At 33.6% G+C, this 24,911-nt stretch carries 22 protein-coding genes and 2 pseudogenes; 4 read left to right on the forward strand and 20 right to left on the reverse strand.

The window, feature by feature from the left end:
* Nucleotides 1-130 precede the first annotated feature (130 nt).
* The 4 genes from IGB25_RS06725 to IGB25_RS06740 all read right to left on the reverse strand — a co-directional run bounded on the left by IGB25_RS06725 (nt 131) and on the right by IGB25_RS06740 (nt 6,070).
* Nucleotides 131-2,563 (reverse strand): glycoside hydrolase family 3 protein, encoded by a 2,433-nt coding sequence (locus IGB25_RS06725; RefSeq protein WP_211066712.1) that lies wholly within the window; start codon nt 2,561-2,563, stop codon nt 131-133.
* A gap of 2 nt (nt 2,564-2,565) precedes the next feature.
* Nucleotides 2,566-3,516 carry a phosphoribosylaminoimidazolesuccinocarboxamide synthase gene (locus IGB25_RS06730; RefSeq protein WP_211066713.1) on the reverse strand — a complete coding sequence of 317 codons (951 nt, stop codon included), beginning with the start codon at nt 3,514-3,516 and terminating at the stop codon, nt 2,566-2,568.
* A gap of 13 nt (nt 3,517-3,529) precedes the next feature.
* The gene (locus IGB25_RS06735) at nt 3,530-4,486 is read right to left on the reverse strand and encodes a PhoH family protein (protein ID WP_211066714.1); all 957 of its coding nucleotides are present in this window, start codon (nt 4,484-4,486) and stop codon (nt 3,530-3,532) included.
* Nucleotides 4,487-4,654: 168 nt separating this feature from the next.
* Complete coding sequence (locus tag IGB25_RS06740) at nt 4,655-6,070, reverse strand: trypsin-like peptidase domain-containing protein (protein ID WP_211066715.1); 1,416 nt, start codon at nt 6,068-6,070, stop codon at nt 4,655-4,657.
* Between the two features lie 122 nt (nt 6,071-6,192).
* On the opposite strand from IGB25_RS06740, the gene dapF reads away from it, so the two are divergent.
* Genes dapF through mltG form a run of 3 tightly spaced genes read left to right on the forward strand, consistent with a single transcriptional unit; the run spans nt 6,193 to nt 8,526 of the window.
* Nucleotides 6,193-6,975: a diaminopimelate epimerase gene (gene dapF / locus IGB25_RS06745; RefSeq protein WP_211066716.1), complete on the forward strand. Its 783-nt coding sequence runs from the start codon at nt 6,193-6,195 to the stop codon at nt 6,973-6,975.
* On the forward strand, nt 6,969-7,499 hold the full coding sequence (locus IGB25_RS06750) for a GNAT family N-acetyltransferase (RefSeq protein ID WP_211066717.1): 531 nt from the start codon (nt 6,969-6,971) through the stop codon (nt 7,497-7,499). The genes dapF and IGB25_RS06750 overlap by 7 nt, the downstream gene beginning before the upstream one ends.
* Nucleotides 7,489-8,526, forward strand: coding sequence for an endolytic transglycosylase MltG (gene mltG, locus IGB25_RS06755; protein ID WP_211066718.1), 1,038 nt, complete (start codon nt 7,489-7,491; stop codon nt 8,524-8,526). The genes IGB25_RS06750 and mltG overlap by 11 nt, the downstream gene beginning before the upstream one ends.
* A gap of 55 nt (nt 8,527-8,581) precedes the next feature.
* Here the strand turns inward: mltG and IGB25_RS06760 are convergent, their stop codons facing one another.
* Together IGB25_RS06760 and IGB25_RS06765 are read right to left on the reverse strand one after the other, a co-directional pair.
* Nucleotides 8,582-9,577, reverse strand: a complete 996-nt coding sequence (locus IGB25_RS06760) for a glycosyltransferase family 2 protein (RefSeq protein WP_211066719.1) — start codon at nt 9,575-9,577, stop codon at nt 8,582-8,584.
* 3 nt (nt 9,578-9,580) lie between these two features.
* Nucleotides 9,581-10,024: a type I restriction enzyme HsdR N-terminal domain-containing protein gene (locus IGB25_RS06765; protein WP_211066720.1), complete on the reverse strand. Its 444-nt coding sequence runs from the start codon at nt 10,022-10,024 to the stop codon at nt 9,581-9,583.
* A 43-nt stretch (nt 10,025-10,067) separates the two neighbouring features.
* Here IGB25_RS06765 and holA point away from each other — a divergent pair, with 43 nt between their 5' ends.
* Nucleotides 10,068-11,075 carry a DNA polymerase III subunit delta gene (gene holA / locus IGB25_RS06770; protein ID WP_211066721.1) on the forward strand — a complete coding sequence of 336 codons (1,008 nt, stop codon included), beginning with the start codon at nt 10,068-10,070 and terminating at the stop codon, nt 11,073-11,075.
* A gap of 349 nt (nt 11,076-11,424) precedes the next feature.
* Here holA and IGB25_RS06775 read toward each other — a convergent pair whose 3' ends face one another.
* From IGB25_RS06775 to IGB25_RS06840, 14 genes and pseudogenes are all read right to left on the reverse strand, one after another.
* Nucleotides 11,425-12,378: a Fic family protein gene (locus IGB25_RS06775; RefSeq protein ID WP_211066722.1), complete on the reverse strand. Its 954-nt coding sequence runs from the start codon at nt 12,376-12,378 to the stop codon at nt 11,425-11,427.
* A 366-nt stretch (nt 12,379-12,744) separates the two neighbouring features.
* Entirely contained in the window at nt 12,745-13,965 is a 1,221-nt protein-coding gene (locus IGB25_RS06780; protein WP_211066723.1) for an RsmB/NOP family class I SAM-dependent RNA methyltransferase, read from the reverse strand.
* Between the two features lie 45 nt (nt 13,966-14,010).
* Nucleotides 14,011-14,433: a hypothetical protein gene (locus IGB25_RS06785; protein WP_247653661.1), complete on the reverse strand. Its 423-nt coding sequence runs from the start codon at nt 14,431-14,433 to the stop codon at nt 14,011-14,013.
* A gap of 28 nt (nt 14,434-14,461) precedes the next feature.
* The gene (locus tag IGB25_RS06790) at nt 14,462-14,932 is read right to left on the reverse strand and encodes a hypothetical protein (protein WP_211066724.1); all 471 of its coding nucleotides are present in this window, start codon (nt 14,930-14,932) and stop codon (nt 14,462-14,464) included.
* A gap of 32 nt (nt 14,933-14,964) precedes the next feature.
* The gene (locus IGB25_RS06795) at nt 14,965-15,513 is read right to left on the reverse strand and encodes an RNA polymerase sigma factor (RefSeq protein WP_211066725.1); all 549 of its coding nucleotides are present in this window, start codon (nt 15,511-15,513) and stop codon (nt 14,965-14,967) included.
* A gap of 6 nt (nt 15,514-15,519) precedes the next feature.
* Nucleotides 15,520-17,350 (reverse strand): annotated as a pseudogene (locus IGB25_RS06800) (ABC transporter ATP-binding protein).
* 175 nt (nt 17,351-17,525) lie between these two features.
* The gene (locus IGB25_RS06805) at nt 17,526-18,341 is read right to left on the reverse strand and encodes an enoyl-ACP reductase (RefSeq protein WP_211066726.1); all 816 of its coding nucleotides are present in this window, start codon (nt 18,339-18,341) and stop codon (nt 17,526-17,528) included.
* A gap of 84 nt (nt 18,342-18,425) precedes the next feature.
* A complete protein-coding gene (recN, locus tag IGB25_RS06810) occupies nt 18,426-20,075 on the reverse strand; it encodes a DNA repair protein RecN (RefSeq protein ID WP_211066727.1) in 1,650 nt (549 codons plus the stop codon).
* A gap of 88 nt (nt 20,076-20,163) precedes the next feature.
* Nucleotides 20,164-21,053 (reverse strand): annotated as a pseudogene (locus IGB25_RS06815) (DUF4835 family protein).
* Complete coding sequence (coaBC, locus tag IGB25_RS06820; protein WP_211066728.1) at nt 21,046-22,260, reverse strand: bifunctional phosphopantothenoylcysteine decarboxylase/phosphopantothenate--cysteine ligase CoaBC; 1,215 nt, start codon at nt 22,258-22,260, stop codon at nt 21,046-21,048. Before coaBC ends, IGB25_RS06815 begins: the two are co-directional and overlap by 8 nt.
* A complete protein-coding gene (locus IGB25_RS06825; RefSeq protein ID WP_211066729.1) occupies nt 22,261-22,599 on the reverse strand; it encodes a DNA-directed RNA polymerase subunit omega in 339 nt (112 codons plus the stop codon). It lies immediately after the preceding gene.
* A gap of 7 nt (nt 22,600-22,606) precedes the next feature.
* Nucleotides 22,607-23,440 (reverse strand): outer membrane protein assembly factor BamD, encoded by an 834-nt coding sequence (locus IGB25_RS06830; RefSeq protein WP_211066730.1) that lies wholly within the window; start codon nt 23,438-23,440, stop codon nt 22,607-22,609.
* 79 nt (nt 23,441-23,519) lie between these two features.
* Nucleotides 23,520-24,398 carry a 4-hydroxy-tetrahydrodipicolinate synthase gene (gene dapA, locus IGB25_RS06835; RefSeq protein WP_211066872.1) on the reverse strand — a complete coding sequence of 293 codons (879 nt, stop codon included), beginning with the start codon at nt 24,396-24,398 and terminating at the stop codon, nt 23,520-23,522.
* Nucleotides 24,391-24,897: a hypothetical protein gene (locus tag IGB25_RS06840; RefSeq protein ID WP_211066731.1), complete on the reverse strand. Its 507-nt coding sequence runs from the start codon at nt 24,895-24,897 to the stop codon at nt 24,391-24,393. Before IGB25_RS06840 ends, dapA begins: the two co-directional genes overlap by 8 nt.
* Between the last annotated feature and the right edge of the window lie 14 nt (nt 24,898-24,911).

Consider the following 24,911-nt stretch of genomic DNA (forward strand, 5'->3'; position numbering starts at 1 on the left):
TTGGAAATTTTGAATTTCATTTAATGAAAAGTGACATTTTATGAGTTAGAAACGAAAAAACCGACCTACAAAAATTTTCCATTGAATAATTTGGGTTTAACTCAATAAAACCATTAGCATTTGACGCCATCTATGGTCTCAACACTTCAATCTCTTGTTTTGGAGTCATTACCTTATGAACTTCTTCAACAATAATGTCTTGATTTACCTTAAAGTTTTGCTCTAATTTGATATCTTCTGAAGAGGCTCCAACTTTTAACACATAATCGCCAGCTTCAACAAGCCATGCAGAGTTGTCTTCATCAAAAGAAGCGAGGTCTTTAGCAGAAATGTCAAAGCTTAAGGTTTCAGATTGACCAGGTTCTAAAGATTTGGTTTTACCAAAAGCAACAAGTTCAGATTTGGGTTTTATCAGTTTGCCATTGGGTGCAGAAACATAAACTTGAACCACTTCTTTTCCGCTGACTTCACCTGTGTTTTTAATATTTACTGTTATTTTTAAATTATCTTTAAAATTGGTTTTATCTAATTTTAAATTGTCATATTCAAAGCTCGTGTAAGATTGACCATAGCCAAATTCGTAAGAAACAGGAACATCAAATGTTTGAAAATACCGATAACCTACAAAAATGTCCTCTTGATAAACCACTTCCCAAGGCTCACGCTTCATAAATGAAAACCCAGACTCATCTTGCTTATCATCAGCATCACCTTCTACAGCATAACCTGGAAAATAGTCTGAGGTTGAGGTGTCTTTGTAAAGTTTTGGAAACGTAGTCGCCAGTTTACCCGAAGGATTTGTTTTTCCACTTAATACATCAACCACTGCATCACCTGCTTCTTGACCAGGTAACCACGTGCATAAAATAGCATCAGGAATGTTTTTCCAAGACGCTGTTTCTATTACGCCAGCAATATTCAAAATTACAATAGCTTTTTTGCCTTGAGCGTGAAAAGCTTCGCTGACATTTTTTATCATTGATTTTTCTATGTCTGTGAGGTAGAAATCACCAGCTTCAGCTTTCCGATCTTCACCTTCACCTGCATTTCTGCCAATAGTAATCAAAGCTATATCAGATTTTTTAGCCATTTTTTTAGCAACTGCTTTATCTAATTGCATTTCAGGAATAGGCAATTTGCCACCGAGTAAAGCTGTTAATTGATTTTCTGGTGGTGGTTGGTTTTTTTCAGTTTCTGTGATATAGTTTTGATAAATCTTTTTCAATTCATCATTCATATTATAATTGGCATTTTCCAGACCTTCTATCAGCGATACGGTATAGGCTTCATTGACATCACCACTTCCTGTTCCGCCTGAAATAAAGTCATAAGAATTAGCACCAAATGCAGCAATATTTTGAATGGATTGATTTAAGGGTAAGGCTTTGTCTTTATTTTCAAGCAAAACCATACCTTCGGTTGCGGCTTGTCTAGCAACTTTGGCATGAGCTTTTAAGTCGGGTTGATTTGTAGGTTCATAACCTTTAAATCTAGGCGTTTTTTGCATAACGTCTAAAATTCGCTCTACATTTTTATCTAATTCACTTTCTTTTAAATCGCCTTTTTTAACGGCATTGACCACTTCGTCAATTTGTTCGGGTGAGCCAGGTTGAATCATATCATTACCTGATTTGAGCTGAGCTACAATATCGCTTCCACCGCCCCAATCAGTCATGACGTAGCCATCAAAACCCCATTCGTCTCGTAAAATAGTAGTCAATAAGTCTTTATCTTCTGAAGTATATTTGCCATTGACTTTGTTGTAAGACGACATCACTGTCCAAGGTTTGGCTTCTTTCACGGCAATTTCAAAACCTCTTAAATACAATTCGCGCAAAGCCCGTTCTGACAGAATGGTATTAACCGTCATTCGGTTGGTTTCTTGATTATTGACAGCAAAATGCTTAACAGAAGTGCCAACGCCATTAGACTGGATGCCATTAATCATAGCCGAAGCTGTTTTACCTGACACTAATGGATCTTCAGAATAGTATTCAAAATTTCTGCCGTTTAAAGGATCACGTTGCAGATTAAGTGCTGGAGCTAACAAAACATCTGCACCGTATTCTAAAACTTCTTCGCCCATGGCATGTCCAACTTTGTTTACTAATTCTTTGTTCCAAGTCGATGCCAGTAAAGTGCCTATTGGAAATGCTGTGGCGTAAAACGTACCTTCCTGACCTTCTCGAGTTGGTAAAATCCTTAAACCCGCTGGACCATCTGCAAGGGTTTGACTGGTAATGCCATATTGAGGAAACTCGGCAGTTACACCAGCAGAACCTGGCAAATATTGACGAATTTTTTTGACCATTTTGCCATATTCTGAATTATAGTCAAGTCTATCCTTCAATTCTATAGGCAATTGTTTTAGAATAGAATCAGGTAATGGGAGATACATTCCTGTGCCAACCACTAATTGGGCTTTCTCTTTAACGTTCATTTTTTTGATGACATCAGACGAATTGAATTCGGCTTTGGCGTTTTTGTTTTTTGAATCGCAAGAAGTAAATGATTTACTTAAAGCCATAATAAAGATTAAGATTAAAATTTGTTTGTAATTCATAATTACTGTTTTAAAAATTGATCAATTGTGTTTTTAATATCGCTTTCAATAGAATTGTAAGCTAAAGGTTCGAATTTTTGATTTGTGATTTTTTCATAAAGTTCAATATATCTATCGGTAACGTGCGTTATAAAATCATCAGGCAAATCGGGTATTTGCTGTCCTGTTTTGCCTTGAAAGCCTTGTTTCATTAGCCATTCACGGACAAACTCTTTGGAGAGTTGTTTTTGTTTTTCGCCCTTGTCTTGAAGCTCTTGATAGGTGTCAGCATAAAAATAACGCGACGAATCTGGCGTGTGAATTTCGTCGATCACTACAATTTTGCCATCCGCAGTTTTACCAAATTCGTATTTTGTGTCAACAAGAAGCAAGCCACGAGATTTGGCAAGTGTTGTTCCCATTTCAAACAACTTGAGGCTGTATTCTTCTAATGTTTTATAGTCTTCTTGGTTGACAATATTTTGTTTTAGAATTTCTTCTTTTGAAATATCTTGATCGTGGTCGCCTTGCTCAGCTTTGGTGGTTGGCGTGATGATAGGTTGTTCAAATTTGTCGTGTTCTTTAAGACCGTCAGGCAATTTCACCCCGCAAAGCTCTCGTTTTCCTGCTTTGTATTCTCGATAAGCGTGACCCGTAAGATATTGCCTGACCACCATTTCAACTTTAAACGGTTCGCATTTATGACCAATACTGACGTTTGGATGTGGCGATGAGATGAGCCAATTGGGCACTTCGTGTTGGGTTTTGTCCAACATATAAGTGGCTAATTGATTTAAAATTTGACCTTTGTACGGAATGCCTTGGGGCAAAACCACATCAAAAGCACTTAATCTATCAGTGGCGATAATGATGAGAATATCATCGTTTATAGTATAAACATTTCTAACCTTACCTTGATAATAATCGGTTTGGTTAGGAAATGTAAAATTGGTATGAGTTAAGCTTTTTAACATAAATTATGTATAGTTAATTTTGATTTTCTATTGATTTGTATGCAGCTATCACTTTTTTGACGAGCTTGTGACGAATGACATCTTTGTCGTCTAAATAAATGATGCCGACACCTTTGACATCTTTTAGAATGAGCAAGGCTTCTTTAAGTCCTGAAATGATGCGTCTTGGTAAATCTACTTGACTTGTATCGCCAGTGATCATAAATTTGGCGTTTTTGCCCATTCTGGTCAGAAACATTTTCATCTGGGCGTGTGTGGTGTTTTGAGCTTCATCGAGAATCACAAAAGCGTGATCGAGAGTTCTACCGCGCATAAATGCCATTGGGGCAATTTGGATGATGCCTTTTTCGATATAGTTATCGAGTTTTTCTGGTGGAATCATATCGCGTAAAGCATCGTAAAGCGGTTGCATATACGGATCGAGTTTTTCTTTGAGGTCGCCTGGCAAGAAACCGAGGTTTTCGCCTGCTTCAACCGCAGGTCGGGTTAAGATAATGCGTCTGACTTGTTTTTGTTTTAAGGCTCTTACCGCCAAAGCAACGCCAGTGTAGGTTTTTCCTGTTCCTGCAGGACCGATGGCAAACACCATATCGTTTTTGTTCATCAGTTCAACAAGTTTGCGTTGATTGGAAGTTTGTGCTTTGATATTGCGACCACCAACGCCGTGAACCAAAACTTCAGAAGCACTTTGTGGCGTGGTATAATCCGCAGAAGATTCGCTGCTGGTTAAAATGCGTTCTATGCTGTTTTCATCAATCTTATTGTATTTTGTGAAGTGTTCTAAAATCATAGCAAAACGCTTGTCAAATTCTTCTAAGCGTTCTTCGTTGCCATAAACTTTTATTTTGTTACCACGAGCGACAATTTTAAGCTTAGGAAAGTAAGATTTGATGAGTTCGATGTTGGCGTTGTGATGTCCGAAAAACTCTTTAGGGCTGATGTCAGATAATTCAATAATAAGTTCGTTCAAAGAAAAAAAAGATTTAAGATTTTTTAACTATCCAAATTTAAACAAATAAAAATATAAATGGTTTAATTCTTTGTAAACTATTTATCAAAATGGATTTTTAAGACATAAAAAAACTTCCATAAAAATATATCATGGAAGTTTTTGAGTTACTGTTTATTTATTGTTTAACTACCTAAACACATAGGTTTTACTCTCGCCATTTGGTGCTGTAAACGTTAAAGACAAAGGCTTGTATGGGTCGCGATTATCTAAAATATCACGTAAGGCATTGATATCTTTCACGGGTTGGTCATCAACTTTGGTAATCAAAATCCCTATCAAATTATCAGCAATCATACTGTCATTGAGTAGCCTGTTGATTTTAACGCCATTTTTGACGCCAAAAGCTTTGAGCTCGTCATCAGTAGCATTGATAACTTCTACGCCAATTTCTTTAATTCTGTAGTATTCGTATTTTTCAAGAGTTACCGTTGTGGTTTTGATTTGACCATTTCTAATGTAAGTTACTAAAACGCGATCTCCAGGGTTTTTTGAGCTGATGTACCCACTTAAGTCTGAAAACTTTCTGATTTTGATATCGTCAAGTTTTATGATGACATCTTTTTCTTGAAGACCTGCTTTTTGAGCACCGCTTCCGTTGTCAACTTTAGCTACATAAAACCCTTGTGTTTGTTGTATATCATCAAACTGCTTGTAGTTTTCAGGCGTAATGTCAGTTCCTCTCACTCCGAGAATGGCTTTTTGAACATTGCCGTATTCTATTAAATCTTCAACTATTTTTTTGACATTGTTGGAAGGAATGGCAAATGAATAGCCAACATAACTTCCAGTTCTAGAAGTAATAGCCGTGTTGATTCCAATTAATTCGCCTTTAGCATTGACCAAAGCTCCACCGCTATTGCCTGGATTAACCGCAAGATCGGTTTGAATAAAGGATTGTATCATATTGTTAGATTCATCAAGGCTACGACCTTTTGCACTGATAATACCTGCCGTAACTGTGGAAGTTAAATTAAATGGATTGCCAACCGCCAAAACCCATTCGCCAAGATTGATATGATCTGAGTCTCCAAAAGAAATATAATCTAAATCTTGAGCATCAATTTTGAGCAGAGCGATATCACTATCTGGTGCACTGCCAATCACTTCAGCTTGATAGGTTTTATTATTGTTTAATGTGATTTCAACTTCACTTGCTCCTTTTATCACGTGATAGTTGGTTACGATATATCCATCTGGCGTGATGATAACACCCGAACCGATACCTCTTACTGCTTTTTTGGTTTCACCAGAACCTTGACCAAAATAATATTCAAAAAAACTTTGTGGACTGGAATAAGTTGAAACATTTTTGACGTTGACGACTTTATTTACAGTGCTATTAGTCGCTTCAGTGAAATTAAAATTCTCAGGCACTAAATTTGAATAATTGTAAGCGACCGTCTGATGCACTTTGGGCTGGTCAAAGTTAATTACATTTTCTTCAGATTGTATCTGATGAGGTTCAATCAAAAATTGATAAGTTCCTAAGCTTATCATTCCACCTAAAATAGCGATACCGAGATAACTCATAAATTTCTTCATAATTCTATATTTTTTATATTCAAAATTAAATTTTTTAAAGACTAAACACCGTTAAGTTTAACGACATTTTAACCCGATTTCACTTGGTTAAAAATTGTATATTTGACATCCAATTTATAGTTATGACTCAACAATTACAATTTTATAAATACCAAGGCACAGGTAACGATTTTGTCATTATTGATAACCGCAAACAGGTTTTCAAAAACGATACCAAACTTGTTAAAAAATTATGCAATCGTAAATTTGGGATTGGAGCAGATGGATTAATTTGCTTAGAAAATTCTAATAAAGTTGATTTTAAAATGCTTTACTATAACGCCGACGGTCGCGAAAGCAGTATGTGTGGCAATGGTGGACGATGTATTGTTGCATTTGCAAAATACTTAGGCTTGATCAGTGAACAATGTACTTTTGAAGCTGTTGATGGTTTACATCAAGCCATAATTGATACTGAAAACCAAGTAGAGTTAAAAATGACAGATGTTCATAAAATTAACTATTTTGATAACGATATTGTTTTAGATACAGGTTCGCCACATTATGTGTCATTTGTAGAAAACACAAAAAACATAGATGTTCCTAAAAAAGGAGCTGAAATCAGATATTCTGAAGCCTTTAAAACAGAAGGTATCAATGTCAATTTTGCACACTTAGCAGATAACAAACTCAATATCAGGACATACGAAAGAGGTGTTGAAGATGAAACCTTGTCATGTGGCACAGGCGTTACCGCAGTTGCGATAGCTCACGCTTATCAAAATTTGGTTTCCACTAATACGGTTGATATTGAAACACTTGGAGGGAATTTAAAAGTCAAATTTGAAAAATCAACTTCAGGTTATAAAAATATTTGGTTAATCGGGCCTGTGGAAATGGTCTTTAAAGGAGAGATTGAATGTTGAGTTTTGGTGCTAAACATATATATCTTAGAGCTTTAGAAGCTGAAGATTTGTCATTTTTAGAACATATTGAAAACGATGAGAAGCTTTGGCATTTAAGCAACACCCAAACGCCATTTTCTAATGATATTTTAAAAAATTATTTAGACAATCGGCATCGCGATATTTTTGATGTCAAACAATTGCGACTGGTGATTTGCAAAAACGATAACAACCAACGTGTTGGTTTTATCGATATTTATGATTTTTCGCCACGACACAAACGTGCTGGCTTAGGGATTGTGGTAGAAGAATCTTTTCGGGGTCAAGGTTATGCCAAAGAAGCGATTAAAGCTGTTTTAAAATATGGGTTTGATCACTTAGACTTGCATCAATTTTTTGCCTACATTGAATTGAATAATATAGAAAGTATCAAACTTTTTGAATCTTGCGGTTTTGTGAAAACTGGCGAGCAAAAAGACTGGAATTTTCATCATAGTCAATTTCATTCTCAAGCCATTTATCAAAAAATAAAAGATGTACATTAAAAAAATCTTATTGTTTATAGCGGTTGTAGCGGTTTTGATTTTAGGCTATTTCAGCTTTATGATTTATCAAGCTGTTTTTTTGCCCAACACTTCTTTTGAGTCTCAATCGGCTTCGGTTTATATCTCAAAAAACGACAATTATGACAGTCTTATCAAAAGGTTAACCCCTTTGCTTAAAGACACCAAAAGTTTTGTCAATGTGGCGAAGCGAAAGCAATATCAACCTCAAGCGGGTCATTTTATTATAAAAAAAGATATGAACAACAATGATATTGTTAATGTGTTAAGAAGCCAAAATACACCGATAAATATTACTTTTAATAATGCGGAAAGCTTAGCCGAACTGAGTGGAATATTGGCATTACAGTTTGATGCCGATTCTTTAGAAATATATAAGGCCTTTAGTGATGACTCTTTTTTAAAAGCCAAAAAAATGACGACTCAACAGTCTCTATCACTTTATATACCAAATACTTATGAGTTTTATTGGAATGCTGAACCCAAAGATATTCAAAAACGTTTACTTCATCAATATGAAATATTTTGGAACTCAACTCGAGAAGAAAAACGAAAAGCTATAAATCTTAGCCGATTAGAAGTTTCCGTTTTGGCTTCTATCGTTCAAAAAGAAACGGCAAAAGTTGATGAACGACCAAAAGTGGCAGGCGTTTATATCAACAGACTTAAACGAGGTTTGAAACTACAAGCCGACCCAACAGTAATTTACGCCCTAAAACAAAAATATCAAAAGCCAGATACCATCATAAAAAGAGTATTGACCAAAGACTTGACAATCGATTCCCCTTTTAATACATATAAGTATGCTGGTTTACCACCAGCACCGTTAATCATGCCTGATATTTCTTCGATTGACGCAGTATTGAATTACGAAAAACACAATTATTTGTATTTTGTCGCCAGCACAACCAATCCAGGATATCATATTTTTGCGAAAACTTTAAGTGAGCATAACAGAAATGCACAAAAATATCGTCGTTGGATAAATCAACAGCGGATATATAGATGATTTTTTTGATGTATTGTTAAGCACTTTAGTTTACTTGAGTTCAATTTAAGTAGATCTAATTTATATCATCAAAAAATTTTTTTCTCAGTATAAAATATTGAAAAACAATAGACCAAGTTGAGTGATACTTAAAAAAAATTAATGCTTTTTCACGCTTCTTGATGATTTTAAAACTATTTTGATAAAACGATAAATGTGCTCTAAAAACCGCAAAAATGTGTTTGAATTGTCCTAAAAATAAAAATCTCACACAAGCTAAACCATCTAAAAGTAAACGCTTAAAAATGATAAAAACATACCACGGCGATGGTACATTTTTGGTGATATTAAATAAGGAGTTTCTGAAATTTAAAAATGTTTTTTGTGGATGAAAAGCACTTAATGTGCCACCGCCAAGATGATAGACACAAGATTGATGACAATACCATATTTTATAACCTGAGTTGTGTATTCGCCAACACAAATCTATTTCTTCTTGATGGGCAAAATACATTTCATCAAAGGCTCCAATGTCCCAAAACACTTTACGTTTCACAATTAAACAGGCTCCGCTTGCCCATAATATTTCTGTATCTTTGTTGTATTGACCCTTGTCTTTTTCAAGTGTATTAAAAATTCTACCTCTACAATACGGATAGCCACAAATATCAAGAAAACCACCTGCAAGACCAGCATATTCAAAATAGTCTGGTTTGTTATAGTCAAGTATTTTTGGTTGAATTACCGCAACATCATTATGCGTATCAAAAGCGACTATGATTGGTTTTAACCAGTTTTCGCATACCGATACATCATTGTTTAATAGAATATAAATATCTGCATCGACGTGCTTTAAACCTTGATTATATCCACCCGCATAACCTGCATTTGTTGAGTTTGAAATAATTTTTATTTTGGGATAATTGGCTTTTAGAAAAGATACAGAATCATCTGCAGAAGCATTGTCAATAACGTAAATTTGAGCTTCAGCAGAATGCTTAACTACACTGGGCAAAAACGTTTTAAGAAGCCCAAGACCATTCCAGTTCAATATGACAACAGCAATACTCAAGATTTAATCAAATTTTGGTAACTCTTGTAAAAAAATATAAGATTCATTTTTATAATCAAGTTGACAAAAGTAATGATTTAATCCATTAGTTAGCATCAAATACTGAGCATTTAAACTCAAGTTGTATCGTGCTATTTGGTCAAAAGTCTCTTGATTGATTTCAACTTCAGGTGATTTGCACTCTACTACCAATTGGATTTTGCCGTTTGGCTCAAAAACAACAATGTCATAGCGTTTTGACATATTGTTGATAACAACTTTCTTTTCTTCGTTCATCAAAGCTGTTGAACAACCTTTTTCTTCAATTAAAAAATTCACACAATGTTGCCTCACCCATTCTTCTGGCGTAAGTACAATAAATTTTTTTCTCAAGACTGAAAAAATCCTAATTTTATCGTTGTATTTTTGAAACCTAAAATCGTATTTCGGAAAATTAAGATTTTGCATTCTTATATATTGTTTAAATTGCAAATTATTATAACTGGCTTTTATGGAAAACGCTGAAGCTTTACTCAAACGTCTTCAACAAAAAAAATACAAACCCATTTATGTGCTTGTAGGTGTTGATGAAACCTATTTTGTAGATTTAATATCTAATTATATCGAGCAAAATGTACTCCCTCAAGAACAAAAAGCCTTTAATCAAACCATTTTGTACGGCAAAGATACGGATATTGAAGAATTAATCAATGTCGCCAAGCGTTATCCTATGATGGCTGACCACCAAGTCATAATAGTCAGAGAAGCTCAACAACTGAAAAATATTGAAAAACTAGAAGCTTATGTCAACAATCCTCAACTCTCAACTATATTAGTTTTGTGTTTTAAGCATAAAAAAGTTGATGGTAGAAAGAAAGTATTCAAAGACATTAAGAAAAAATATGAATTTTACCAAACAGGTAAGATCTATGAAAAACACATCATCAAATGGATGAATAGTAGTCTGAAAAAATCAGATTACAGCATTGAACCCAAAGCTTCTAAAATGTTGTTAGAATTTCTCGGTAACAATATTTCAAATATCAATAAAGAATTAGAAAAACTCAAACAGATACTTCCAAAATCAACAACAATAAAACCCGAGCATATTGAAGATAACGTTGGTATTAGCAAAGATTACAACAACTTTGAATTGATAAATGCTATAGGTATAAAAGATGAGTTTAAGGCTCAAAAAATCGCAAAATACTTTGCCCAAAATCCTAAAAATCATCCGCTCTTGCTAAGCTTAGGTTTGATGTTTAATTACTTTAATAAAATATTGACTTATCATGCTCTGAATAATAAAAGTGAATCAAATGCAACTAGAGCATTAGGAGTTCCACCATATTTTGTGAAAGATTATATCTATGCATCTAAAAATTATAATATGAAAGACACAACGCGAGCCATAGAACTAATAAGAGAAACCGATGCACAAAGCAAAGGAATCAATTCTGCACAAATTAAAGAAGAAGATTTGTTAAGAACTTTGCTCGTCAAAATAATGAGAGCTTAAGCCTCTTTTTGTCTTAGCTTTTAAAGGTCTAATTTCTTTCTTTTTTACCGTTTTTGATCAGCGAGTTGACTGTTAGCTTTTTGACCAGAGATAAATTATAAAACTTTAAATTGACCAAAATTTCAAGAGAAAAAGATTTAAAGCAAGGCAAAAGGTATAAGTGATAATGACGATTTAGAAAACCAAATCAACCAATTGGTTTACCAGCTTTATGATTTAACAAAAGACAAAATTGAAATCATAGAAAATGGATAAATCCACTCACAATCAAATATTCGCAAACCATAACCCACGGTTTAAACCGCGGGCTATGGAAAAGAAAGCAGGTTTTTGGCTTCAAAAACCTATATCATCTTTTTCGCTTTCGGTTGGTACGATATTCCTCAATAGCTTCTTTGGTGGTGAGCCAATTTCTGCCTTCTTTGTAGGCATCAATTTTGCCCTGTCGTGCCAAAAGACTGATGTATTCTTGACCATAAGGCAGGCTTTCTTCCTGAACCAGATTAGAAATTTCGGTGAAGCCCAAATCATTGTCAGGAAGTGAGCCGATATAGATATTCATGGTACGCTCTAAAGCCTGCAACATCAGTAAGCTAAGCTTGTAATACTTGCCCTGATTGGCAGCGTTGAGTGCGGCGTAGTATTTTTGACGATCGTTACTCAAAATAATAGCTGGTGTGAACCCAACTTTGAGCAGGAGCAAATTCATAACCAAACGCACCGTGCGACCATTGCCATCAAAAAAAGGGTGAATCCAAACAAACTTGTGATGAAAAACGGTTGCCAACTCAATATCGTTGAGCTGAAGCGGATTTTCTGTAACGAAGCTAATCAACTCATCGAGCAAATCTGGCACTTTACGTGCATTGGGTGGCACAAAATTGGCTCCAGAAATACGCACACCAGCATTGCGAAGTCTGCCAGCATAATCATCTTCTATACTTCTTAAAACATAGCGATGAATATCTAAGATGTCAGTAGCCTTGAGCTGATAATCTTTACGGACAAGCTTATATAGATACTGAAGTGCTGACTCATGATTTTTGGCTTCAAAATGCTCCCTGAGTGATTTGCCCTTGATGGTAATGCCTTCTTGCAAAATCATTTGGGTTTCACGCAAGGTAAGCGTATTGCCTTCGATATGATTGGAATTGTAAGTCCATTCTATAGCTAAAGCTTCTTTAATTTTTTGCAAAGCAATCTGCGGAAGCGGTCTTGCGTTGTGCAAAAGCGCTTTTTTCTCATAAAGCCTGTCATAGGTGGCTTGTAGCTTGTCTCTATATGATAAATCTATCTTCCACATACCACAAATATACATTTTTATTATCGGTTAATAAAATTTTTAACACTATCCGATATTAAAAAATTGATTTTTGATTTAAAATCCCTTAAACTTCTGCTATACTAATAACTTACAGGGAAGAAATTGAAATCATAGAAAATGGATAAATCCATTCACAATCGAATATTTGCAAACCATAGCCCAAGATTTAAACCGTGGGTTATGGAGAAAATGCACAATCCTAAGCGTTTCAACGGTTTTAAAAAGTTGGATTGGAGCCATTCTATTTATAACAAATCCGAAATCTATAACTTTAAATTCTGACTTTCTGAGGAAACCCTAAGTCAATTCGTTTTTTTACTAAAATTTATTATATCTCTATTTTTTTTAAGTCGAACTCACGTTATTTAACAATTTTGCCATATAAAATCCATCTTGACCTGTTTTATGGGTTAGAATTGATTGATCTTTAATAAGTTTAAAATTCTGACCTGATTCAGAATTCAAAAACGTTTGAATCTGTTGTGTGTTTTCAGACGGCAAAATAGAACAAGTAGCGTAAACTAATATTCCATTAGATTTTAACATCTTGGAATAAGCTTGGAGTAATTCTTGTTGTGTCTTTTGAACCTTGTCGAGAAATTCTGGTTTCAATTTCCATTTTGCATCAGGATTTCTACGCAAAACCCCAAGACCACTACAAGGTGCATCGATTAGAACAGCATCAGCAGAATTGTGCAATTTTTTAATGACCTTATTATTTTCTATATGTCGTGTTTCAATATTAAATGCTTTAGCACGTCTGGCACGTCTTTTCAGTTCAACCAATTTTTTCTTATAAATGTCTAAGGAGATGATTTGACCTTTATTTTGCATAAGAGATGCAATGTGAAGACTTTTGCCACCAGCTCCAGCACAAGCATCGATGACACGCATACCAGGATTTGGATCCAGAAGTTCTGTAACCATTTGAGACGAACTATCTTGCACTTCAAACCAACCTTTTTTGAAAGTATCTGTTTTAAAAACATCAGCTCTTTCTGTAAGTTTAACGGCATCTTTTAAAGCTTTGACAGGTTGAGCATAAATATTTTCGTCTGATAGGCTTTTGATGAGTTGATCTCGGTTTGTAAGCAAACGATTAGCTCTTAAAACAACAGGAGCTGTTTCATTTTGAGCATAAATTTCTTCTTCCCAAAGATTGCCCAGTTCTTTTAAACCTAATTCATCTAACCAATCTGGTATGGAAGCTTTAAATTTTCTAATTTTAGACAGTTCATCAAATCGACCTTTGATGCGTCGCGTTGGCGTATTATGAAACTGTGACCATTGTGGTAATTTAATACCTTTTAGCGTTGCCCAAACAGCAAACATTCTGAATAAATCTTCTTGCTTATATGGTTGATGTGCATCACCTATTTCGGCATAAAGTCTTTGCCATCTTACAATATCATAAACGGTTTCTGCTATAAAACCGCGGTCTCGTGAACCCCAGCGTTTATCGAGTTTTAAGGTCTTGTGTAGTTGTTTATCGGCATATTCACCTTTGTTAAATATCAATTGTAAACAATCTACAACGGCAAACACTAAATTTCTGTGTAATCGCATTCATTTGTTTTAAGCGACAAAAATAGGCAAAAAAGATTTGGCAAATTACTTAGAATGGTATTGTTTAAGCAACTTACGATTAAAGTCATAATTTGCTTTTTTGAGTCGCATTATTTTTTTAGCAGAAATTACAGTCAACAATTCTTTGATATAATCTTCTCTATATTCGAAGCGTTTTAGATTATAATTCCTATAATTTTCTAATAGTGCTTCAGCTTCTTTTTTTGATAAATTATCTATATTTTTTAAATCTTTTTTGATGGGTTGCCATATCTGTTTCTTAAGATTTTCATAGCGTTCGTTGTGCTTGTTGTAAATATAGTAAAAGAGTTTTGCTTCTTTTGAGCTTAAGTCTAAACGCTCAGTAATTAAGGCAATTTTATATGATTTAACATCATCATTTTCATCTGTTTGTGCGGACAAATTGATAGATAGCAATAAGCTTAAAAGTAAAATTAAAGTTCTCATCCTATTGATTTTATCATAAATTAAACACTTAGTAATCCATAAGTTGCTCAATGGAACTATCATCCATATTGTTAATTATTTTTGTGTTTTCTAGGTTTACCTCTGATAAATTAATCTCTAAATTTTCATCTTCAAGATATAAATCATAGTCCATCATTATTTCATCTTCAAGATAATTCATGGCTTCATCGCGATTAATTTTACTAAAATCAAGCTGTTGCTGAGGTTGGGATTTAACGATCAAACCTGTCAATAAAGTGCCTAATAAAACAAGTAATACTGCAGCAACTGCAAGGGTTTTTTGAAATTCGTTTAGGCGAATAAGTTTAAATGATTTTGGTAGCTTGACTTCAAAGCTATCAAAATAACCTTCAGGAACTAAAAAACCAGTTTTGGATTGTTGATTTTCAGCCTTTAAAAAATCGATTTCAAAATCTTCAAAATAAGATTTGGGAACTTCAAATCCACTTTTTTTTGATATGTATTTGCTTGACTTCATCTGTATGTTAGACGACTGATTCTCAAAAAGGTTTAATTTGATTTTAGGTATTGCTCTACTTTTTTTGAAGCATGGTGATAATTAGATTTTAAAGCACTTTCTGAAGTTTGTAATAACTCAGCCATGTCTTGATATTTCATTTCTTCAAAGTATCTGAGTTGAAAAACCTCTTTTTGTTTTTCTGGTAAAGTGCTTATGGCTTTGTGTAGTTTTAACTGAATTTGATCCCCTTCAAAATACACATCGCTTTTTAAATTATCAACAATGTGAGTTTGCAATTCTTCATCGCTAATTTTCAACATCTTAGATCGTTTTTTTAAAAATGTAAGCGATTCATTTTTGGCGATGCGATACATCCAAGAATACAATCGGCTATCGCCTTTAAATTTTTTGATGTTTTTATAAATCTTAATAAAAACGTTTTGTAAAACATCATCGGTATCTTCGTGATTTTTGAGCAAGTAACGGATATGCCAATACAGTTGTTCTTTATACAATTCTACCAATTCTGTAAAAGCAGAATCAGACTGATTTTCAGAACACAATCTTGAAATTAATTCTTTTTCTTCTTCAATATCCATATGTCATTAATCTTGAAAAGATTGCATATCTACCAGTTTTTTATACATTCCTTTTTGAGATAGCAGTTCGGCGTGTTTGCCTTGCTCAACAATTTCTCCATCTTGCATCACAATAATTTGATCTGCACTTTGAATGGTTGATAGTCGGTGGGCAATAACTACAGAAGTGCGGTTTTTCATCATATTTTCAAGAGCTTCTTGCACCAATTGTTCACTTTCAGTATCTAAAGCCGATGTAGCTTCGTCAAGAATCATTATTGGCGGATTTTTGAGCACTGCTCTTGCAATAGACAAACGCTGTTTTTGTCCGCCGCTCAACTTGTTACCACTATCGCCAATATTGGTTTGCAAACCTTTGGGTAATTTTATGACAAAATCAAAAGCATTGGCTACTTTTAAGGCATTTTCAATTTCGGCTTCTGTAGCATCGGGTTTTCCGATTTTTAAGTTTTCTTCAACAGTATCGTTAAACAAAATGGAGTCTTGAGTAACTAAGCCCATTAGGTTTCTCAGAGAATTTTGGCTGATATCTTTGATGTTAATGCCATCAATTTTAATCGCACCTTTTTCGATATCATAAAAACGTGTTATCAAGTTGGCAATGGTCGATTTACCACTACCCGACTGACCAACAAGTGCTAAGGTTTGACCTTTAGGCAACTTGGCTGAAAAGTTTTTGACAACATATTCATCTTCATATTTAAAATATAGATTTTCTATAGAAATTTGGTCATTAAAGTCTGATTTTTGAATGGCATCAGGTTTATCTTTGATATTATTTTCAGTTTCTAAAATTTGTAAAACGCGTTCAGCTACAGCTGTTGCCTTTTTTGACGTTATAAGAAGCTTTTGAAATGCCTTTGGCTGGGGTTAAAATATTGTATGCCAAACCCATAAACGTGATGAAAGTTGAGCCGTCAAGACTTTCGTCCAGCAAAACCATTTTTCCGCCATACCACAACAATACAGCAATCACAGAAATACCTAAAAATTCAGAAGTAGGTGAAGCTAAATTTTGACGATTGAGTAGCCTATTTGAAAAATCATAAAACTTTTGGGTTGAGTCTGAAAATTTTTTAAAAAATATATGTTCGGCGTTAAAGCCTTTTATGATTTTGAGTCCGCCGAGGGTTTCTTCTAAAATGGACAAAAAGTAACCTTGTTCGGTTTGAACCAAGTCTGACTTCCGTTTTAAAGATTTACCAATTAACGAAATTATAATTCCTGATATTGGTATAAAAATAAACACAAAAACGGTCAACTTAACACTCAAAAAAAGCATCGTGATGATAGTGAATATAATAGTTAAAGGCTCACGTACAAGCAATTCTAAAATAGATAAAAACGAGTGTTGAATTTCTAAAACATCACTGGTAATTCTCGCAATAGTATCGCCTTTACGTTTTTCAGAATAGTGAGACAATGGTAATTCTACTGTCTTTTTGTAAAGTGCATTGCGCAAATCTTTGAGCACGCCATTTCTCAAAAATGTGATGAAGTATAAAGCCAAATAGTTGGATATGTTTTTTAAAAAGAATAACACCACCACTAAGGCAATAACCACAAACAAAGACATTGAGGCATCGTCTTGAGCAACGTCTTGAATGTAGTAAGCCATACTGTCTTTAAAATAGTCTTTTAAATTGCTAAGCCCTGTATATTCAGGTTTTTGAGTTAATGCTTTTTGAGTTTCGCCAAACAACACATCCAGCATTGGAATTAAAGCCACAAAAGACAAGGCACTAAAAAGAGCGTAAAAAATATTGGCGATGATATTTCCTACAGCATAAGCCTTGTAAGGTTTAGCAAAGCGAATGATTTTTTTAAAATAATTCATATAATAAAATCAATAAACCTGAGTAGTTTAATTTTCGGCAAAGATACATTTTATTAGGGGATTGAGGTGATAGCTAAATATTGAGACCCTAACCTATGTAAATATCAAGACGTAAATAATTTCAAACTCTGAATAATAAATTCAATAAATTTTTATGATCGTTTTCAATGAAGCCTTATTCCTCCGTAAATTTTTTAATCACCTCTTCACTGACACCCATATTTGAAAATCCACCATCGTTGAATAGGTTTTGTAAAGTTACTCTTTTGGTTAAATCAGAAAATAAAGTGACGGTATAATCTGCACAATCTTGTGCTGTGGCGTTACCGAGTGGTGACATTTTATCAGCATATGCCATAAAACCATCAAAACCTTTTACGCCTTTTCCTGCAGTAGTTGGCGTTGGAGATTGCGAAATAGTGTTGACTCTTACGTTTTTCTTTTTTCCAAAATGATAGCCAAAACTTCTAGCAACAGATTCTAAATAGGCTTTGTTTTCTGCCATATCATTGTAATCTGGAAATACACGATGCGATGCCATATAGGTCAGAGCAACAATGCTTCCCCATTCATTCATCGCATCTTTTTTATATAAAGTTTGCATCACTTTATGAAAAGACATCGCAGACACATCAATTCCTTTGTGTGTCCAATCATAATTTTGGTCGGTGTAATGTTTACCTTTTCTGACGTTGATAGACATGCCAATAGAGTGTAAAACAAAATCAATTTTACCTCCTAAAATCTCTTGAGCTTTGTCTATAAGATGTTCTAAATCTTCTACTTTTGTCGCATCGGCTGGAATAATTTCTGAACCTGTTTTTTCTGCTAAGATGTTAATGCTACCCATTCTCATAGCTATTGGTGCATTAGTCAACACAAATTGACCGCCTTCTTGGTGAACGCGTTCGGCGGTTTTCCAAGCGATAGAATGTTCGTCTAAAGCTCCAAATATGATTCCCTTTTTTCCTTTTAATAAATTATATGACATGATATTGATTTTTGATTTATGATTTATGATTTTAAGAAAATGCTCCTTCTTTTAAATTTATAAAAATCAAATATAAATAAATTATCAATTGAGTAAGCTTTTGGCATGAGCAATTGCTGATGCTGAATTTTCGTCACCACCGAGCATTTGTGATAATTCCTTTATTCTTTCATCTTGATTTAAATTTTTAATATTGGTTTGTGTTTCTGATTTGTCGGTAGTTTTAATTACCTTAAGATGTTGTTTCCCTTTTGAAGCAATTTGAGGTAAATGTGTGATGGATATCACTTGCATATGGCGACTCATATTCAACATAATTTCACCCATTTTAAGGGCTATTTCACCTGACACACCTGTGTCTATTTCATCAAAAATAATACTTGGTAGGTTTTCATAAGTTGCTAAGGTGCTTTTTATAGCGAGCATCATTCGTGACATTTCGCCGCCTGAAGCCACTTTATGCAAAGCTCTGAGCGGCATGCCTTTGTTGGCTGAAAACAACCATTCTATTTCATCTTTTCCGTATTTATGAAACTCTTCTTTTTCTGTTAGCTGTATATTGATTGAAGCATTTTGCATACCGAGTTGAGCTAAAATTTTGAGTAGTTTTTTTTCTAAAATTTGTGCGGATTTTTTTCGGTTTGAAAGCAAGTTTTGAGATAAACTATTCAGCTTTTCTTCTGTTGCTTTTAATCGAGTTTCGGTAGAAGAAATCTCTTGATCAATATTTGAAAACTCTTGTAATTGTTGTTCAAGTTGATTTTTAATTTCTATGAGTTCTTCGTCTGTTTTGACTTGGTGTTTGTGCAAAAGATGATTGATGCTTTGAAGTTGTTTATCAATGCTTTCTAATTTTTCAGGATTGACTTCAACATTTTCTAAGCTTTGCTCTAACTCAGCGACTATATCTTCGGTTTCTATCAATATTGATTGTATTCTCTCTTTTAAGTCTTTATAACTTGAAACCGATTGAGTCAAGGTCTGCAAACGTTGATTAACCTTAGTGAGTTGATCAAATACACCATATTCTTCCTGTTGAATAATAGCTATAGATTCTGATAAATAGTTTTGTATATCTTCAGCGTTTTGTAGCTGATGAAATTCATTTTCTAATTCTTCTAAAAGTCCTTCTCGCAAGCTTGATTTTTCCAATTCATCAAACAAAAACTGATTGTAATCTTGTTTTTTTGTAGCGTCTTGTTTTTCTGTTTTTAATTGTTCTAATTTATTTTTTAAAGCATTAAAAGTGTTTAAAGTGTTTTGATATTGGGCTAAGACATTTTCATTTTTTGCGATTTTATCTAAAACCAAGTATTGATAAGACGTATTAGACAAAGATTGCGATTCGTTTTGACTGTGAATATCAATCAAATATGGTTTTAAATCTTGTAAGATTTTTAAATTTACTGGAGTGTCATTAATAAAAGCTCTGGTTTTGTTTTTGGTTATTTCTCTTCTGATGAGACATAATTCGTCATAATCTAAATCAAATTGATGAAACACTGATTTTAGATTAAATTTTGACAAATCAAATTCGGCTTCTATGATGCATTTTTCATTCGTGTCTCTCAAGCTTTCTTTGTCTGCTCTACTACCAAGCAACAAAGACAATGCTCCCAAAAGTATAGACTTACCTGCACCAGTTTCGCCTGTTATGGTTGTAAAAGAGCCTTCAAAGTTGAGTTGAATATCTTTGATTAAGGCGTAATTTTTTATGTAAAGAGACTTGAGCACTTTTTAAAATTATAAAAATTTAGAAACGTAAAGATAAATATTCAATGTAATTTAGACGAAATAAGTTGAATATTATCAACTTCGTTTTTTAATATTTAATTCGTCTCCATTTATTGTTATGCACTGGTGCTATGCGGTAAAGGTATTCTTTGGTTTGAGCAATATCCATTTTGGGACTACCATTTAAAATTTGCTGAATTTCGCCTGCTTTGGTATCAAAAAATAGTCTTAACAAAACCGAATTTGGTCTGGCATCATTGACAGATTTGAGTAAGGCAATGCTTTCTAAAATATTTTCTTTAGCCTTTCTGGTGTCTTTATGCATTAAATCCAGACCATTTATATGATAATCGTAAAAAGCTTGTCTGAAATCTGCAAAGTTTTGAGATAGAATATCATTATTAAGATTAAACCTTGAAAAACCAACACCTGTAGCTTGCCAGCCAGCTCCAGCATTAGATTGTCTGCATTGACAATTTGTCTTGCAGTTTCGTGATAGCCATTACCACCATTCAATGCAAATGAATCTGCTTCTAAGCCCAATATAGTATAAAGGTAAAAGCTTACCACAGAAGTCAAATTAGACTGAAAATTGTTGACATCGTAAATCAAGGGTTGACTTTCAGTATAGGTGAAATTAAAATCTTCGTCTTTAACGTTGAGTATTGAGGTTTTTATATTTGAGCCAAATACGGGTCTTGAAGCTTGAACTTGAATATTGGCTTGAAAACGGTCAGAGTCGTAATTGTTTACTGTTATAAAAAAGCTACAATCTATTTTTTGCAAGTCTGAATAATTCTCATTAGTAAATGCCGTTTGGTTGATAAATTCTTGAAGTGATTCTTCTAAAATATTAAAGATTCTAAGTCTGGTTTGTCCTGTTTGTCTGGCATCTATAGTAACCGTAGCATTAAATTCTTGAGCATAAGAAATATTTAAGGTTAAAAAAGCAAAAAGTAAAATGAACAGATTACGCATCGGCTTTGTTATTAAATCTTGTATTTAAGATCTCATTAAAAATATCTTTAGCCACTTCAGATTTAGGTTTAACATCAAAACGCTTGATATCGTCTTTTGTTATGATACTTATTTTATTTGTATCATTTTTAAAACCTGCACCTTTATCTTGAAGAGAGTTTAAAACGATAAAATCTAAGTTTTTCTTTTCTAATTTTTGTTTGGCATTTTCAACTTCATCGTTGGTTTCTAAAGCAAAACCAACTAAAAATTGATGCTTTTTTTGTTGACCAAAAGTTTTTAGAATATCAGGATTTTTAACCAAATCAATCCTAAAAGTATCTTCTGTTGTTTTGACTTTTTGATTGTGAAAAGTCTTTGGTTTATAATCTGAAACGGCGGCAGAAGCAATGGCAATATCTACATTATCATAAAACGTCATAGCATTATCAAACATTTCTTGGGCTGTACTAATTTTGATCAACTCTAAGTTTGGATGTGTTAATGTTAAATGTGTTGGTCCCGAAATCAAAATCACTTTTGCACCGAGGTTTAGTGCTGTTTTTGCCATTTCATAACCCATTTTTCCGCTGGAATGGTTTCCTATAAATCTTACAGGATCGATGGGTTCGTAGGTTGGTCCAGCAGTTATCAAAACCTTTTTATTGAAAAGTGGCATTTGTTTTAATAAATGTTGTGAGATAAATTCAACAATGTTTTCAGGTTCAGCCATTCGTACTTTTCCTTCTAAACCACTTGCCAGTTCGCCTGACTCTGGCTCAATAATAATGTGACCAGAATTTGTGAGTTGACTGAGATTTGTTTTGGTTGTATCGTGTTGATACATCTCCAAATCCATTGCAGGTGCAATATAGACTGGACAATTTGCAGATAAATAGGTTGTCATCAAAAGGTTATCAGATTTGCCTATAATCATTTTGGACAACGTATTGGCTGTGGCTGGTGCAATAAGCATAAAATCTGCCCATTCGGCAAGTTTTACGTGGTTGTTCCAGTTTTTTTCGGTATCGGTAAAACTTGATACAACAGGGTTTTTAGATAAGGTTGAAAGCGTTAATGGTGTTACAAATTCTTCAGCTTCAGGTGTCATTATGCATTTAACTTGAGCACCAGCTTTAATAAATAACCTGATCAGGAAAGCTGTTTTGTAAGTCGCTATTCCACCAGTAATGCCTAATAATATATGCTTACCGATTAATGCAGACATCTATAATTCTGTATCGTCTTGTTGAGTATGTCTGAAGTAAATTTTGCCTTTCAACCATTCATCCATAGCGATGGCGTGAGGCTTAGGTAGTCTTTCATAAAATTTAGATACTTCAATCTGTTCTTTATTTTCAAAAACTTCCTCTAGGCTTTCGTTGTGTGTTGCAAATTCTTCTAACTTTTCAACCAACTCTTTTTTTAAATCCATATTGATTTGATTAGAGCGTTTTGCAATAATTGAAATAGCTTCGTAAATATTATTTGTTTTGGCATCGACTTTATTTTTGTCGATTGTGGTTGTGCTGATTTCAGCATCTTGATAATTGAGTTTAGTATTCATAACAAGTTTATTGTTGTTGTGTGTTTTTGGCTTTCAATTCTGTAAGTCTCACTTCGGCATCGTCTGCATATTCTTGAGCTTGTTTGATAAATTCGCCTTCAGGAAAACGAACTTTGTAATCGTCAAAATAGCTTAAAGCTGTTTCTAATCTTTCTTCCATCAAATACTCAAAACTTTTAATAGCCAATAAATAAGCAGATTCAAATTTGTAATAATAGGTTTGTTCTTTAAAAGCAGAGCCAGGATAATTGACTAAATAATTGTCAAAGTCATTTATAGTCGCTTTATATTGGTATGTATGATGATATTGTTTGGCGATTTCGTAAAATTTCTTTTCGAGTTTATATCTAAGTTCTTGTAATTTAGCGTTGGCTTCTACAAAATATTGACCATCAGGATATTCGTTGATATAAATTTGTAATTTATCTATCGCCTTATGGGTATCGGATTGATCTAAGCTATAACGTGGCGACTCGTTGTAATAGCTTTCTGCACTTTTAAACATAGCTTCTTCAACTTTTTGACTTGTTGGAAAAGCTTTTGCAAAACGCTCAAATTTATAGCCAGAAATCAAATAATCACCTACGGAATAATAAGCGTTTGCCGTATTAAATTGAACGATTTCAGCTTGTGGTTTACCTTGCAAACTTGGCAAAACTTGCTCGTATAGTTTAATAGCTTTGGTGAGTTTACTCTTTTTACCATCTTTTAAACCTTGTTCATACAAACGATTTGCTAAATCAAATTTAGGTTTGATTTCTTTTTTCTTTAATACCTTTTGATATTCACTACAAGAGGTCAGTAAAACAAAAGCTGTTAATATGTATATAAATTGTTTCATAAATAATTTGCAAAGCTAAGAATTAAAGCTATAACTAAAAAATAATTAATTTATTACCTCTGTTAAAGTTAACTTACAATTAGTCAAGTTTTTTGATAAAATCTTTCAAACGATTATCCAAATTTTTATCAATATTGACTAAAGGTAATCTTAAATAGTCTTCAGACAAGTTTAGATGCTTCAATACAGATTTAATTCCTGCTGGATTACCTTGTTCAAAAATCATTTCTATAGCAGGTGCAATTTTGTGGTGCAATTTAAACGCCTCTTGACTTTTGCCTTCAAGACCAAGTTTTACCATATCTGAAAACAATTTAGGAAATCCTTGTGCAATGACGGATATCACGCCACTTCCACCACCCAAAACCATAGGCAAGGTTATCATATCATCACCAGAAATCACCAAAAAGTCCTTAGGGGTTTGCTGAATAAACTCATAAGCTTGAACAATATCTCCTGCGGCTTCTTTAATCCCGATAATGTTTTTAAAATTTTTAGCCAATTCAACCACCGTTTCAGGTGCTATGTTAGATGCTGTTCTGCCAGGTACATTATATAAAATGATGGGTTTGGGACTCGCTTTAGCTATGGCTTCAAAATGTGCATAAATACCGTTTTGAGTAGGTTTGTTGTAATATGGCGAAACGGATAATATTGCGTCAAAGTCGGTCAAATCTGTGTTTTTAATTTCATCAACCAAAGCCTGTGTATTATTTGAACCCAAGCCTAACACTAAAGGCAATTGACCTTTGTTAGTCTCTATGATGGTTTTTTTTACAAGTTCTTTTTCTTCTTGATTTAATGTGGCACTTTCTGCCGTGGTTCCCAGAACAACGAAATAATTTATGCCATTTTCAATCTGAAACTGAACCACATCCTCAAGTGCTGATGTATCAACTTTTCCTTGTTCATCAAAAGGCGTAATTAATGCTACTCCTGTTCCTATAAATTTATTGATTTCCATTTACGAGTATTTTGTGATATTTAATAATTTCATCTGCAAACAAATTATAATCTAAAGACTTCAAATTTATACTTAAATTGTAAATATTATCATCATAACATCCAAAAGAAATTTTATAAGCTTGACTTGCTAAGCTAATGGCGTAATGCTTGATTTGAGAAACTGTCTGAGTTGTGTCAATCAATATATCTAAATCACACAAATCTTTATGAAGTGCAGGGTTTTTAATTTTACCAAACAAATCAAAAGTCTTATTGTTTAATGCATAACCATTATCAATCTCAATTTTGTTTCCCAAACTAAAAATAGTAAATTGAGTCTGTTCACCAAATGTGTTTTTGAGTTTTTTAATAAAATTAACCTCTGGAAAATTTGAATTTAAACAAAAAAAACCAACACTACTAACAGTATTGGGATAATGTTTTAAGCCAATAGACTTTTTATTGACCGACACATTGTGTTTTATAAAAAAAGTTTTAATATAATTTGTCATCTGTGCCAAAATTA

The organism is Flavobacterium sp. CS20 (genome assembly GCF_018080005.1).
GTDB lineage: Bacteria > Bacteroidota > Bacteroidia > Flavobacteriales > Flavobacteriaceae > Psychroflexus.

Excerpts from the sequence above, each read along its gene's own strand:
- IGB25_RS06725 (WP_211066712.1), bottom strand. The coding sequence starts at position 2,563 with ATGAATTACAAACAAATTTTAATCTTAATCTTTATTATGGCTTTAAGT.
- IGB25_RS06730 (WP_211066713.1), bottom strand. The coding sequence starts at position 3,516 with ATGTTAAAAAGCTTAACTCATACCAATTTTACATTTCCTAACCAAACC.
- IGB25_RS06740 (WP_211066715.1), bottom strand. The coding sequence starts at position 6,070 with ATGAAGAAATTTATGAGTTATCTCGGTATCGCTATTTTAGGTGGAATG.
- dapF (WP_211066716.1), top strand. The coding sequence starts at position 6,193 with ATGACTCAACAATTACAATTTTATAAATACCAAGGCACAGGTAACGAT.
- IGB25_RS06750 (WP_211066717.1), top strand. The coding sequence starts at position 6,969 with ATGTTGAGTTTTGGTGCTAAACATATATATCTTAGAGCTTTAGAAGCT.
- mltG (WP_211066718.1), top strand. The coding sequence starts at position 7,489 with ATGTACATTAAAAAAATCTTATTGTTTATAGCGGTTGTAGCGGTTTTG.
- IGB25_RS06765 (WP_211066720.1), bottom strand. The coding sequence starts at position 10,024 with ATGCAAAATCTTAATTTTCCGAAATACGATTTTAGGTTTCAAAAATAC.
- holA (WP_211066721.1), top strand. The coding sequence starts at position 10,068 with ATGGAAAACGCTGAAGCTTTACTCAAACGTCTTCAACAAAAAAAATAC.
- IGB25_RS06775 (WP_211066722.1), bottom strand. The coding sequence starts at position 12,378 with ATGTGGAAGATAGATTTATCATATAGAGACAAGCTACAAGCCACCTAT.
- IGB25_RS06780 (WP_211066723.1), bottom strand. The coding sequence starts at position 13,965 with ATGCGATTACACAGAAATTTAGTGTTTGCCGTTGTAGATTGTTTACAA.
- IGB25_RS06785 (WP_247653661.1), bottom strand. The coding sequence starts at position 14,433 with ATGAGAACTTTAATTTTACTTTTAAGCTTATTGCTATCTATCAATTTG.
- IGB25_RS06790 (WP_211066724.1), bottom strand. The coding sequence starts at position 14,932 with ATGAAGTCAAGCAAATACATATCAAAAAAAAGTGGATTTGAAGTTCCC.
- IGB25_RS06795 (WP_211066725.1), bottom strand. The coding sequence starts at position 15,513 with ATGGATATTGAAGAAGAAAAAGAATTAATTTCAAGATTGTGTTCTGAA.
- IGB25_RS06805 (WP_211066726.1), bottom strand. The coding sequence starts at position 18,341 with ATGTCATATAATTTATTAAAAGGAAAAAAGGGAATCATATTTGGAGCT.
- coaBC (WP_211066728.1), bottom strand. The coding sequence starts at position 22,260 with ATGTCTGCATTAATCGGTAAGCATATATTATTAGGCATTACTGGTGGA.
- IGB25_RS06825 (WP_211066729.1), bottom strand. The coding sequence starts at position 22,599 with ATGAATACTAAACTCAATTATCAAGATGCTGAAATCAGCACAACCACA.
- IGB25_RS06830 (WP_211066730.1), bottom strand. The coding sequence starts at position 23,440 with ATGAAACAATTTATATACATATTAACAGCTTTTGTTTTACTGACCTCT.
- IGB25_RS06840 (WP_211066731.1), bottom strand. The coding sequence starts at position 24,897 with ATGACAAATTATATTAAAACTTTTTTTATAAAACACAATGTGTCGGTC.